General features: G+C 70.3%; 12 protein-coding genes. 9 read left to right on the forward strand and 3 right to left on the reverse strand.

Annotated features, from left to right (window positions below; translation table 11 throughout):
• Positions 1–328 precede the first annotated feature (328 nt).
• A complete protein-coding gene (locus ACFVXA_RS07380; RefSeq protein WP_389514193.1) occupies positions 329–1,258 on the forward strand; it encodes an LAETG motif-containing sortase-dependent surface protein in 930 nt (309 codons plus the stop codon).
• A 190-nt stretch (positions 1,259–1,448) separates the two neighbouring features.
• On the opposite strand, the gene ACFVXA_RS07385 is transcribed toward ACFVXA_RS07380, so the two are convergent.
• Together ACFVXA_RS07385 and ACFVXA_RS07390 are read right to left on the reverse strand one after the other, a co-directional pair.
• Complete coding sequence (locus tag ACFVXA_RS07385) at positions 1,449–1,805, reverse strand: luciferase family protein (protein WP_383746612.1); 357 nt, start codon at positions 1,803–1,805, stop codon at positions 1,449–1,451.
• Positions 1,806–2,022: 217 nt separating this feature from the next.
• Positions 2,023–2,703: a DUF6445 family protein gene (locus tag ACFVXA_RS07390; RefSeq protein ID WP_362021519.1), complete on the reverse strand. Its 681-nt coding sequence runs from the start codon at positions 2,701–2,703 to the stop codon at positions 2,023–2,025.
• A 191-nt stretch (positions 2,704–2,894) separates the two neighbouring features.
• Between ACFVXA_RS07390 and rpmF the strand changes: the two genes are divergently transcribed.
• From rpmF to ACFVXA_RS07405, 3 genes are read left to right on the forward strand one after another with little or no spacing between them, the layout of a single operon-like run.
• The gene (gene rpmF / locus ACFVXA_RS07395; protein WP_390024137.1) at positions 2,895–3,065 is read left to right on the forward strand and encodes a 50S ribosomal protein L32; all 171 of its coding nucleotides are present in this window, start codon (positions 2,895–2,897) and stop codon (positions 3,063–3,065) included.
• A 1-nt stretch (position 3,066) separates the two neighbouring features.
• Complete coding sequence (locus tag ACFVXA_RS07400; protein ID WP_390024139.1) at positions 3,067–4,029, forward strand: ATP-binding protein; 963 nt, start codon at positions 3,067–3,069, stop codon at positions 4,027–4,029.
• A gap of 50 nt (positions 4,030–4,079) precedes the next feature.
• Positions 4,080–4,472 (forward strand): SCO5389 family protein, encoded by a 393-nt coding sequence (locus tag ACFVXA_RS07405; RefSeq protein ID WP_362021513.1) that lies wholly within the window; start codon positions 4,080–4,082, stop codon positions 4,470–4,472.
• Positions 4,473–4,505: 33 nt separating this feature from the next.
• Here ACFVXA_RS07405 and ACFVXA_RS07410 read toward each other — a convergent pair whose 3' ends face one another.
• Complete coding sequence (locus ACFVXA_RS07410; RefSeq protein WP_390024141.1) at positions 4,506–6,962, reverse strand: SpoIIE family protein phosphatase; 2,457 nt, start codon at positions 6,960–6,962, stop codon at positions 4,506–4,508.
• 340 nt (positions 6,963–7,302) lie between these two features.
• Here ACFVXA_RS07410 and ACFVXA_RS07415 point away from each other — a divergent pair, with 340 nt between their 5' ends.
• From ACFVXA_RS07415 to ACFVXA_RS07435, 5 genes are all read left to right on the forward strand, one after another.
• Positions 7,303–8,394, forward strand: coding sequence for a substrate-binding domain-containing protein (locus ACFVXA_RS07415; RefSeq protein WP_389466237.1), 1,092 nt, complete (start codon positions 7,303–7,305; stop codon positions 8,392–8,394).
• A 115-nt stretch (positions 8,395–8,509) separates the two neighbouring features.
• Positions 8,510–9,817, forward strand: coding sequence for an ABC transporter substrate-binding protein (locus ACFVXA_RS07420; RefSeq protein WP_390024143.1), 1,308 nt, complete (start codon positions 8,510–8,512; stop codon positions 9,815–9,817).
• 424 nt (positions 9,818–10,241) lie between these two features.
• On the forward strand, positions 10,242–11,063 hold the full coding sequence (locus tag ACFVXA_RS07425) for a carbohydrate ABC transporter permease (protein ID WP_383746643.1): 822 nt from the start codon (positions 10,242–10,244) through the stop codon (positions 11,061–11,063).
• Positions 11,060–11,980, forward strand: a complete 921-nt coding sequence (locus ACFVXA_RS07430) for a carbohydrate ABC transporter permease (protein WP_383910347.1) — start codon at positions 11,060–11,062, stop codon at positions 11,978–11,980. Before ACFVXA_RS07425 ends, ACFVXA_RS07430 begins: the two co-directional genes overlap by 4 nt.
• A 2-nt stretch (positions 11,981–11,982) precedes the next feature.
• Entirely contained in the window at positions 11,983–13,038 is a 1,056-nt protein-coding gene (locus ACFVXA_RS07435; protein ID WP_389758643.1) for a hydroxyacid dehydrogenase, read from the forward strand.
• The last annotated feature ends 4 nt before the right edge of the window (positions 13,039–13,042 follow it).

The following is a 13,042-nucleotide window of genomic DNA, read 5'->3' on the forward strand; positions in this document are numbered from 1 at the left end:
GGGGAGCGGTGGGGAACTGTCGGTAGGGGCCGCGCCTGCCGCGCCCGCGGGCGGACGGCCGTGTCGTCGATCGCATACGCCGCCGCCTCATCGACCGCACAGGAACGCCAGATTCCTTATGCGGCCGAAATGTGATGGACTGTGAAGTCCTTGTGTATTCAACGAGGTTGACAGTCTCCGCGCGCTGATCGACTATGTGGTCGCACTGTGGCCCATGTGACCAATGGGCCCGGCGTTTCCTCGACCACTTGCCCCGGTGCGGCCCCCGGCAGCCGTGTGCTGCTCCCTTGTCGTCGCCCGGGTCTCGCATCATCAGGATGGGATCCGCATGTCCATAGCGAGACGTGTCACCCTTCGCTGCCTGCTGGGGACGGGCGCGGCGGCGCTCGCCCTCTCAGCGGCCACCACCACCGCCTGGGCCACCGGCACGCCCGGTGGCGACGGATGGGGCAAGGCCGGCAGCGGTTACGCCCCCGGACAGGGCGCGGGCACGGCGACCGCGACCGATCGCTGCCAGTTCTCCCTGGACGGGACGAACTTCTACGACTCGGTCCGCGTCGACGACGAGAACCTCAAGCCCACCGACGACGGCAAGGTCCACATCAAGGTCCGTACGGCGAGTGACGCCGGCACCTGCACCGCCTCGTTGGCCGCTTACCGCACGCACGGCGCCACCTTCAAGACCTCCGGCGTCCAGGTCTTCCACGACTTCGACTCCGTCACGGTCAAGCCGGGCGCCACCGACTCCCTCGACATCTCGGTGCCCGACGCGGGCTGCTTCGCGCAGATCGACCTCTACCGTGGCGCCGTCAAGTTCGACGGCAAGTACGACGCCAAGGACGGCTTCGAGCACGGCGACCTGCCCGCGGGTCCGGACCACGCGGTCATCAAGGACAAGCTGATCATGGCGTGGAACGGCGGCAAGAACGACTGCACGTCGCAGCCGACCACGCCGGAGACGACGCCGCCCGCCTCGACGCCGCCCGCGGAGACGCCCGGCAGCCCGACCGCTTCGACGCCCGCGACCCCGGCGACGCCCTCGGCGTCCGAGACCACCGCCACCCCCTCGGCGTCCGAGTCGACCGCCTCGTCGGCTCCCTCGCCCCACGGCGGCGAGTCGACCGCGCCCGGCGACCTCGCGGAGACCGGCGGCGGCAACACCCTGCCGATCGCGGCCGGTGCCGTGGCGGTCCTCGCGGCCGGTGCCGCGATCACCGTCGCCGCCCGCCGTCGGCGCTCGACGGGCACCCGCGCCTGAGGGCTCCCGTGTCTGACGGGCACCCCTGCCTGACGGGCACCCGCGCCTGACGGGCACCGTCATCGCCTCCCGATGACCTCTTGAGGGGCCCCGGCACTCCGCTCGTACGCGAGTGCCGGGGCCTCGTCCGTACGCACCCGGAAGCCGGGCGGCCGGGAAGGGGACGGCACGAAGAGCGGGGGCGGCGGGCTCAGTGGTCGTTGCAGCCCGCCGACGGCGCGTCGCCCGGTATCGGCCGCCTCTGGTGGGCCTGGAGGGCGACGCTCACCAGCGTCAGGAGCAGGTCGATGTCCGAGTCGACGTCGAGATGGATGGTGACCCAGCGCGAACCGGGCACCATCCGGATCGCGGTCACCCCTTTGAGGTGGTCCTCGAAGCGCCGGATCGCCCGGTCCGTGAGGTGCAGGTCGACGTCGTGGTCCGTATGGAAGTGGACGATCTCGCCCTGCGCCGAGCGCAGGGCCCGCCCCGTGCCGCAGCTCGGCCGGGCCTCCGCCAGGTCCGGCCAGTCCGCCAGCCGCGTCATGGCTCTCAACGCCAACGTCATGCGCCCATCATGACCAGCTCACCACCCGGCCACCAGGACTTGCGGAAGGCGTAACCGAGCCGTAGTGCCCGAATGCCCGGATACGGACGCCGAATTCGAGCGGCCGTACGGGACTTCGTCGGAGGCCGATCCCGGCGAGGTCGAGCAGGGCGGCCCGCTCGGTCCGGTGCGGCCTCGGCCAGGCGTGTCGGCCGAGCGACCGGCCTGGGTCACACGGTCAGGCCATCCAGAAGAAGACCGCGGTCATCCGCTTGTCCTCCATGGTGCTGCCGCAGTACTCGGTGGCGCTGTGCATCAGGTTGGCGTTGTAGAGCAGCAGGCGGTTGTAGCGGTGCGGTACGGCGATGTCCTCGACGAAGGAGTCCGGCGGGACGAAACGCGTGCCCAGGGCCTCGACGAGGTTGTTGTGCGGCGCGGCCACCACATTCCCGCCGAGCCGGCCGCCGGGTAGGTTCTGCCGGTAGAAGCTGGTGCCGCAGTTCTTGGGCACGTTCGGATTCAGGTAGAGCACCGCGGCGTAGCGGCACAGCGCGCGGGAATCGGTGTGCGGCCGCGGCTGCCCCTCGTCCTTGCCGACCACCTGGACGCAGTTGTGGTTGAGGGTGGCGCCGGACGGCGTCGTCTGTTGCCACAGCTTCTGGGCGCCGGTGGCCTTCTTCACCAACCGCTCTACGCGCGTCAACTCCTCCGGTTCCAGCCCGGGCATCGTCCGCAGACCGGGCCAGCTCTCCGACGTGTACGGATAGCCCTTGACCCAGTCGTCCTTGTCGACGCACCGGGCCCGGACGGCATCCACATCGGGCAGCACATTGTCGAAGACCCAGTAGTCGCGGTCGCGGGTGGGCTTCCGATAGGGGAGAACGGGGAGTGCCGGTGTTCTCGGAGGTTGTGGGGGCATGCGGCAGACCTTATGGGCGCGGCACGTCAGTGATCTCCAGGATTTGGTCAATCTTCCGTCAACTCGGCGTGTTCTCAAGGCCGTCGGTCGGCGAGGGCTTCGCGGGACACCTCCCCGCGAGTCGCCTTGGTAATGAGATCCATTTTCATATAGCGTCTGGTCCCGCCAGCCCACCCATCCAGGAGATCCCCATGGCCGTCCCCAAGCGGAAGATGTCCCGCAGCAACACCCGTCATCGCCGAGCCCGGTGGAAGGCCGCCACGCCGCAGCTCGTGCCGGTCACCGTCGACGGCTCGTCGTACCTCGTCCCGCAGCGGCTGGCCAAGGCCTACGAGCGCGGCCTGCTGCGCCCGGAGGGCTGACGTGCGCGCCGCCTTCGTCGGGAAGGGCGGCAGCGGAAAGACCACGCTGTCCGCGCTCTTCGCCCGCCATCTCGCGCACTCCGGAGCGCCCCTCGTCGCCATCGACGGCGACATCAACCAGCATCTGGCCCAGGCCCTCGGCCTCGGCGACGACGAACCGTTCACGGCACCGCCCCTCAGCACACGGCTCGGCGAGATCAAGGACCACCTGCGCGGCGACAACCCCCGTATCACCTCGCGCGAGGCCATGATCAAGACCACCCCGCCCGGACGTGGCTCACGCCTGCTGCGTCTGCGCGGCGACGACCCGGTGCACACTCCCCACATCCAGGAGGTGCGCGGCGTACCGCTGATGGTCACGGGTGAGTTCGACGAGAGTGATCTGGGGGTGGCCTGCTACCACTCCAAGCTCGGAGCCGTGGAGCTCTACCTCAACCATCTCGTCGACGGCCCCGGCGAGTACGTCGTCGTCGACATGACCGCCGGCGCGGACGCCTTCGCCTCCGGGCTGTTCACCCGCTTCGACCTGACTTTCCTGGTCGCCGAACCCACCCGCAAGAGCGTCTCGGTCTACCGCCAGTACCGCGACCACGCAGAGGAGTTCGGCATCCCGATCGCCGTCGTCGGCAACAAGGTCACCGGCGAGGACGACCTCCTCTTCCTCAAGGAGCACGTCGGCGACGACCTCCTGACGTCCTTTCAGCACTCCTCCTGGGTGCGGGCCCAGGAGCAGGGACGCGCGCAGGGCGACCTCGAACCCCACAACCAGCACGCCCTGCGCACTCTGCGGGCCGCGCTGGACGCCCGTACCAAGGACTGGACGGCCTTCCAGGAGCACGCGGTCGCCTTCCACCTCCGCAACGCGGCGGCGTGGGCCGACCGGGCCACCGGCAGCGACCTCGCCGCACAGGTCGACCCCGGCTTCCGGCACGGGCCGGCCGCCCTCGAACCGGCCTCCGCCTGAGCGCCCGCCGGATACCACCGAACCACCTAGCGACAGGAACTCCCGTCTTCATGTCACTCGACGTCTCCCCGAAACTGCTCGCCGAAGCCGAACGCGGTCAGGTCCGCGAAGAGGACTTCGTGGAAACGGTTCGTACGTCCCTGCCGTACGCCTACGACCTCATCGCCGGGCTGGTCGCCGAACTACGCGGCGGCGCGGCGGAGTTCGCCGACAACCACACCCCGCCACCCTCCGAGAAGGAGCGCGGGCAGCTGCTCAGGGCGCTGGCCAGTGACGCGATCCGCGGCAGTCTGGAGCGGCACTTCGGGGTCACGCTGGCCTTCATGAACTGCCACCGGGTCGCGGTCTTCCGTCCCGAGGCCCAGGGCGGAGAGACCCACACCCGCTTCACCTCGCTGCGCTCGCAGATCCTCCATCAGTCACCCGAGCTCCGCGACTGCTGACGTGGAGAGCCACCGGTTCGTCGCCCGTGCGGGTCAGACCGGTGGCTCCGTGAGGGACTGCTCTGCCCAGATGATCTTTCCCTCGGCGGTGTAGCGGGTACCCCACCGCTGGGTGAACTGGGAAATCAGGAACAGACCGCGGCCGCCCTCGTCGGTCGTCTTCGGATGACGCAGATGCGGGGCGGTGGTGCCGCCGTCGGACACCTCGCAGATCAGGGACTGTGCGGAGATGAGCCGCAAGCGGATCGGGCCGACGGCGTGCCGGATGGCGTTGGTGACGAGTTCGCTCACGACCAGTTCGGTGGTGAAGGCCAGCTCGTCCAGGCCCCAGGCGGCCAGCTGCCCGGTCGTCGCCTTCCGGGCGTCGGCCACCATGGCGGGGTCGATGGGCAGGTCCCAGGTCGCCACCTGCTCGGCGCCCAGCCGCCGGGTGCGGGCCATGAGCAGCGCCACGTCGTCGTACGGACGCGTCGGCACGAGATCGTCCACGATGGTCCGGCACAGTCCCTCGAGCTCCTGGCCGTGCGTCTCCAGCGCGTGGCGCAGCCGCTCCCGGCCCGCCGCCGGATCCTGTCGCGTACGCGGGGTGGCGATGAGTCCGTCGGTGTGCAGCGCCAGCACGCTGCCCTCCGCCAGGGTCAACTCGACCGACTCGAAGGGCAGTCCGCCCACGCCGAGCGCGGGGCCTTGGGGGAGTTCGGCGAACGTGACAGTGCCGTCGGGGGCGACGATCGCGGGCGCGGGATGGCCCGCGCTGGCCAGCGAGCACTCCCCGCTGACGGGGTCGTACACCGCATACAGACAGCTGGCGCCCACCGCCTGCATGCCGCTCGTACGGTCGTCCGCCCCCGTGCCCTCCTCCCGGGCCGCGCGGCTGACCAGGTCGTCCAGGTGGGCGAGCACCTCCTCCGGTGTCAGGTCCAGGTCGGCGAGGGTCTGCACGGCGGCCCGCAGCCGTCCCATCGCCGCGGCGCCGTCGATGCCATGGCCCGCGACCTCCCCGACCACCAGGGCCACCCGGGCCCCGGACAGCGGAATGACGTCGAACCAGTCGCCGGCGAGCCCCGTCAGTTCGTCGGCCGGCCGGTAACAGGCGGCCACCTCCACCGCGTCCTGCTCGGGGAAGCGATGGGGGAGCAGATTGCGCTGCAGGACGAGGGCCGCGTCGCGCTCCCGGGTGTAGCGGCGGGCGTTGTCGAGGCACACGGCCGCCCGGCCGACGAACTCCTCGGCGAGGCTCAGATCGTCCTCGTCGAACGGGTCCTGGCGGTTGCGCCGGAAGAAACTGGTGATGCCCAGGGTGATACCGCGGGCGCGGACGGGCACGACCATCGCGCTGTGCAGCCCGAGGTCGAGGAAGGTGGTGGGCCGGCAGCCGGGATTGCCCGTGGCCCACTTCCTGGCCAGCGGGTCGAGCCGCGCCGCGCGCCAGGACTCGCCGTCGGCCAGCGCCCGGACCGGGGGTGACCCGGTCAGGTAGGACGCCACGTCGCCGATCCCGACGGCGGACTCGGGGGTCCCCGCCTGCACCGACTTCTGTCCGGCGCGCCGCAGGGGCACCCCATCCGTGCCACCCTGCGGACCGGGCGCCGGCTCCGCTCCCTTCAGCACGGATTCCAGCAGATCGACGGTGACGAAGTCGGCCAGTCCCGGCACCGCGACGTCGGCAAGCTCCTGCGCGGTCCGCAGCACGTCCAGGCTGCGTCCGATGTGCTCACCAGCCCGGTCCAGCAGCGCCAGCCGCCTGCGGGCGCGGTACCGCTCCGAGACGTCGACGACCGTGTAGTAGACACCGATCGGATGACCCTCATCGTCCTCCAGCCGGATGAACGACATGACGTGGGCCGTCTCGCGGTGCGGCGCGGACCGTACCCGGCCGACGTGCTCGTATCCGATCACCGGTTCGCCGGTCTTCAGCACCCGGCGCATCTGCGCCTCGAGCCGCGCGGCGTCCAGGCCGGGCTGCACATCGGCGATCCTCCGCCCCAGCCGTCGCGGCGCCGCGCCCCCGCCGAACTGCTCCAGCGCGGCGTTCGACCACACATACCGCAGATCGGTGTCCACGATCGCGATGCCCACCGGCGAGCGCGCGGCCATCCGCTCCAGCACGGCCCGGCTCATGTCCCAGCCGGGACCGCCCGCCAGATCCGCGAGCAGCACCACCCAGTGCGCCGGGCCGCCGCTCTGCTGCACCGCGACTGCCCGCACCATCAGCGGGACCGGGTGACCGTCCCGGTGGAGCGCGGACAGCAGCCCGGCCCAGCCGTCGCCCTCGCGGCACCGCTGGACCAGTTCCAAGATCCGCGCCGCGTCATCGGGGAGCAGCAGGTCGACGGCGCGCCGTCCCAGCACCTCGGCGGCCGGGTAACCCAGCAGCCGCTCGGCGTCCGCGGTCCAGCTGGTCACCGACAGACGGGCATCGAGCAGCAGTGGCGCGGCGTCCGCCACGTCGAAGCGCCGACGGGCCGGCACGTCTCGTTCCTCGCTCACTGCGACCCTCTCCGCTCCCCGAAGGTGGTCTTACCCCCTCACGCCCATTCTTCACGTTGTATGACGAGTCCGACCTTGTATGGCGGATACGCGGAGTGTCGCAGTCCGTCGCGGTTTGTACGGCGGACACGCGGAGTGTCGGAGTGCGGCCGTCGGACGGGGTGTGGGGGTTGCGGCGGGTGGACGGGGTGTCGGAGTGCGGCGATGCAGGGGGTGTCGGTTCAGGCTGATCGTATCGATCGAAAATGATCGATACGATTGTGGGCGTACAGTATGCACACGGGATCATGCTGCGCGCACGCCCGTAGTTCGTCCGTCCGGCCTGTCCCAGGGGGAGCCCATGCGACTGCATGTCGACCAGCGTCATGAGCGGGTACTCGAACTCGTCCGGGAGCGCGGCAGCCTCCGGGTCGCCGACCTCGCGGCCGAACTCGGCGTCTCCGCCGTGACCTTGAGGCGTGACGTGGAGGCCCTCGCCGCACAGGGCCGGGTGCACCGGCTGCACGGCGCGGTGGTCTGGCCGGGCGACACGGCGGCCGCGGCGCAGCTCCGGCCGGAGTCCGCGGAGGGCGCCGTGATCGGAATGATCGTGCCGACCACCGTGAACATCTTCGCGGACATCGTCCGCGGGGCGCGCGAGGCCATCGGCGCCCAGGGGGGCCGCCTGGTCCTCGGGATGACCGGATACGTCGACACCGAGGACGCCGTGCAGGCGGAACACCTGATCGCGGGCGGTGCGGAGGGGCTGCTCGTGGCGCCCAGCTGGTTCGGCGGTGTGCCCGTGGGGGGCCAGGAGAAGTGGCTCGTCGAGTGCCCGGTGCCGACCGTCCTGGTCGAGCGCTCCGCGCCGGCCGGGAACCCCGCGGCCGGCCTCGACCGGGTACGGACCGACCGGGCGCACGGAGCGGCCGTGGCCGTGGGGCACTTCGCCTCCCTCGGGCACCGCAGGATCACCGCGGTGCTCCAGGAGGGTCCGCACGCCGCACAGATCTCGGCCGGCTACCTGGCCGCCGTGCAGTCCCTGGGCCTGGACGCCGATTCCACGGCACCCTCGGTCCGTGAGCACGGCGACTACGAGGCCAGCATCGACTACCTCGTCGAGGCCGTGGAGAAGCGCGGTGTGACCGCGGCGCTCGTGCACAGCGACGAGGACGCGATCGTGCTGGTGCCCAAGCTCCAGGCGCACGGCATCAGCGTTCCCGGGGATCTGGCGCTGATCGCCTACGACGACGAGGTGGCCGCCCTCGCCGACGTCCCCCTCACGGCCGTCGCCCCGCCCAAGCGCTCGGTGGGGGAACTGGCCGCGAAGCTGCTGCTCCAACGGCTCGCGGAACGCCGCGGCGGGCAGCGTCCGGCACCCCGTCAGCACCTTGAACTCCTCCCCGAATTGAGGATCCGTTCCTCCTGCGGTGGCGAAGCGCTCGATTCATGAGCACTGTTCGATCGTTTTGATTGTCTTGGTCGAACGCTCTTGACTCTGATCGTGTGCGCACAAAAGATGTCCTGCAACCGCCTCTTCCCGTACGAGGTCTCGTAGGAGCCGTGCCATGTCGCGCACTTCACGTTCGTTCCGCATAGCCGCCACCGCCACCATCGCCGCCCTGGGCATGCTCGCCACCGCATGCGGTGGCGACGGTGGTTCCGCCGACACCGCGTCGGACGGCAAGCCGGTCACCATCAACTACTGGACCTGGACGCTCGGGGCCAAGTCGACCGTCGAGGCGTTCAACAAGACGCACAAGGACATCCAGGTCAAGTTCACCGAGATCCCCAGCGGGACCGAGGGATACAGCAAGCTTTCCAACGCGGTGAAGGCGGGCAACGCGCCCGACGTGTCGACCATCGAGTACCAGATGGTCCCGGAGTTCGCGAGTCAGGGAAACCTGGTCGACCTGACCAAGTACGCCGGTGACACGGTCAAGTCGAAGTTCCCCGCGTCCATCCAGAGCCTGGTGACCTTCGGCGGCAAGACCTGGACCGTCCCCTACGACGCCGCGCCGCAGCTGTACTACTACCGCACCGACCTCTTCAAGAAGTACGGCATCGCCGTCCCCAAGACCTGGGACGAGTTCAAGACGGCCGCCGCGCAGGTCAAGAAGAAGGACAAGAACGTCCGGCTGGCCTCCATGCCGAAGTCGGACCCCGCGCTGCTGGCGTCCCTGGCCTGGCAGGCCGGCGGCAAGTGGTTCACCACCGAGGGCGACGCCTGGAAGCCCGCCGTGAACGACGTCCCGAGCAAGAAGGTCGCCGCCTACTGGGACGGCCTCGTCAAGGACGATCTGGTGCAGTCCTTCACCGCCTACAGCATCGAGGAGACGAAGGCCCGCATCTCCGGCAAGACCCTCTCCTTCCTCGGCGCCTCCTGGTCCGCGGGCAGCATGAAGACCGCGATGCCCGGCCTCTCGGGCAAGTGGGCCGCCGCTCCGATGCCGAAGTGGGGAACCGCGGCGAGCGGCAACTACGGCGGTACCTCCTACGGCGTCCTCAAGGGCAGCAAGCACGCCGAGGCCGCGGCCGAGTTCATCACCTGGCTCACCACGAACAAGGCCGGTGTCGAGGCGCGGCTCGCCGATCTGCAGTCGCCCAGCAGCGCGCTCCCGGCCAACCCGGAGATGCGCGCGGTCGCCGCGGCCAAGTTCGACACCTCGTACCTGAACGGCCAGGACCTCTACAAGCTCGCCTCCGAGCAGGTCGACACGATCGTCCCGGGCTGGACCTGGGGACCGAACCAGCTGGACGTCTACAGCGCGGTCCAGGACGCGACGGCCAAGTCCGGCTTCGCCGGCGGCCTCGACGCCGGTCAGCGGAAGGCCGAGTCGGGCATCACGGATCGCGGGCTGAAGCTCGCCAAGTGACCTGCCGGGTCCGGCCGCCCGCGGCTCCTGTCCGAGCGGCACTCGGACACGCGCCGCGGCCGGACCCCGCCGCCGTGCGCACCGGCCTCACCTGAGACCCCGGCCTCCCTCGAGACCCCGGCCTCCCCCGAGACGCCGACCTCCCCCGAGACGCCGACCTCCCCCGAGACACCGGCCTCCCTCGAGACACCAGCCTCACCACAGACGCCGACCTCCCCCGAGGCGCCCCGGCAGCGCGTCGCCCCCGCCTCCCCGCAGCGTCCAGCCCCGCCAAGGAGCCCCCGTGGCAGCACCCCTCGCCCCGGCCGTGAAGGCCCGGCGCCCCTCTTCGCCCCAGCCCCCGGGCACCGCGAAGCTCCGGCGCGGTCAACGCCGGGCAGCGGCCCTCCTCATCACGCCGTTCTTCGTCCTGTTCGCCGCGGTCATGGTCGCGCCCATCGGCTACGCCGTGTGGATGAGCCTCTTCCAGGAGCACTCCTCGGGGCTCGGCTTCGGCGGCACCCAGCGGGTGTTCTCCGGACTCGGCAACTACACCAAGGCCCTGTCCGACGCGGGTTTTCGGGACTCCTTCGTGCACATCGCGCTCTACTGCGCGCTGTACATCCCGGTGATGATCGGCGGCTCGCTCCTCCTCGCGCTGCTGGTCGACTCCGCGATGGCCCGGGCCAAGCGGTTCTTCCAGCTCGCGCTCTTCCTGCCGCACGCGATCCCCGGACTGATCGCCTCGCTCATCTGGATCTACCTCTACACCCCGGGCCTGAGCCCCGTGCTCGACTGGATCGGCGCCCTCGGCGGCTCATGGAACTTCTACAGCAACGACCATGTGCTCTCCTCCATGGTCAACCTCTGCGCCTGGCAGTGGATCGGCTACAACATGGTCATCTTCTACGCCGCCCTGCAGGCCGTTCCGCGCGAAATGATCGAAGCGGCCGTCGTCGACGGCGCGGGCGCCATCCGCACCGCCCTGCAGATCAAGGTGCCGCTGATCGCCTCCGCGGTCGTCATGACCGTTCTGTTCACCTGCGTCGGCGCCATCCAGATCTTCACCGAGCCGAAGCTGCTCAACCAGCGCGGAGCGCCCTCGATCGACACGGAGTGGTCGCCGACCCTCTTCATCTGGAAGGCCGGCTTCGTCGGCCACGACTACGGTCTCGCCGCCGCCGCGTCCCTGCTGCTGGCCTTCCTCGGCGTCCTCCTCTCCTACCTCGTCACGCGGCTCGGCAACCGATGGAAGGCGGCGTCATGAGCACCCTCACGCACACCACGAGTCCCGCCCAGGCGCCGGCCGAGCGCAAGGCCGCACCCGCCACCCGCCGCCGTACCGCACCCCACGCCCTGCTCTCCAAGGGCGTCGTCAACGGACTGCTGATCGTCGCCGCCTTCTACACCCTGATGCCCGTCACCTGGCTGCTGTTCGCCGCCACGAAGAACGACCGCGACCTGTTCGGCACCTCCGGCTTCTCCCTCGGCGACTTCAACCTCTTCGCCAACCTGCAGCGCGTCTTCACCTTCAACGACGGCATCTATCTGCGCTGGTTCGGCAACAGCGTCCTGTACTCGGTCGTCGGCTCGGCCGCCTCCACCTTCCTGTGCGTCGCCACCGGCTACGCCTTCGACAAGTACGACTTCAAGGGCAAGGAAAAGCTGTTCGGCACGGTGCTCGGCGGAGTCCTGGTCCCCACCACGGTGATCCAGCTGCCGATGTACCTGCTCGCCACCAAGGTCGGGATCGTCAACACCTACTGGGCGCTGCTGCTGCCGGCCCTGGTCAACCCCTTCGGCGTCTACCTCGCCCGCGTCTTCTCCGAGGGCTACGTGCCGAACGAGGTCCTGGAGGCCGCCCGCGTCGACGGCGCCGGCGAGCTGCGCACCTTCGCCCGGATCGCCCTGCCGATGCTCGCACCCGGATTCATGACCATCTTCCTGTTCTCGTTCACCGCCAGCTGGAACAACTTCTTCGGCGCCCTCGTCATGCTGAACGACGAGAAGCTCTACCCGGTCAATCTCGGCCTGTTCATGTGGAACAGCGTCACGCAGCAGCAGCCCGAGTACTACTCGCTCGTCATCACCGGCTCGCTCGTGGCCGTCGTCCCGTTGATCGTCGCCTTCGTCTGCCTCCAGCGCTTCTGGCGCTCGGGCCTGACCGCCGGCGCGGTGAAGTGACCATGCTCGTAACGGAAGGCACCCTCCTGAACAGCTCGGACCGGCCGGCCGGGCCCCGCCGCCCGCGGACCGCCCTCGCCATGGGACACGCGATCCATCGCTCGCTGCTCGCGGAAGGGGCGTTCGACCGCCTCCAGGCCGTCGCCTCCGTGGTCCCCCCGACCCCCCTCAGCGACTTCGCCGCGGCCGACGTCCGCGAACTGGCCGCCGTCGAGGTCCTGTTCACGCACTGGGGCGCACCTCGGCTCACCGAGGACGCGCTGCGCCGCATGCCGCGGCTGCGGGCCGTCGTCCACGCGGCCGGCTCCGTCAAGCACCACATCACCGAGTCGGTCTGGAAGCGCGGTATCACCGTTTCCTCGGCGGCCGCCGCCAACGCCCTTCCGGTCGCCGAGTACACGCTCGCCGCGATCCTGTTCGCCAACAAGCGGGTCCTCGACATCGCGCGCGCCTACGCCCAGTCCCGCGAACAGCCCGCGCTGCTGCCGTACTTCACCGGTTACGGCAACTACCACCGCACCGTCGGCATCGTCGGCGCCTCCCGCATCGGCCGCCGCGTCGTCGAACTGCTGCGCCCGTTCGACCTCGACGTCCTCCTCCACGACCCGTACATGGACCAGGACGCCGCCCGGGCGCTGGGCGCGGAACTCGTCGACCTCGACGACCTCGTCCGGCGCAGCCAGGTGGTCTCCATCCACGCCCCCCAACTCCCCGAGACCCGGCACATGTTCGACGCGCGCCGGCTGGCGCTCCTCCAGGACGGCGCCACGCTCATCAACACGGCACGCGGCTCCCTCGTCGACACCGACGCCCTCACCGAACACCTCGTCACCGGCCGGGTCCACGCCGTGCTCGACGTGACGGAACCCGACGTACCGCCGGCCGCGTCCCCGCTCTACACGCTGCCCAACGTGCTGCTCACCCCGCACATCGCCGGTTCCCTCGGCAACGAACTCGGCCGCATGACCCGCTGGGCCGTCGACGAGGTGCGGCGCTACGCGCAGGGACTCCCGTTCACGTACGCCATCGGACCCGACGAGCTGCCCCGCTCGGCCTGAACAG

Source organism: Streptomyces sp. NPDC058246, assembly GCF_042881985.1.
In the GTDB taxonomy this organism is placed as follows: Bacteria; Actinomycetota; Actinomycetes; order Streptomycetales; family Streptomycetaceae; genus Streptomyces.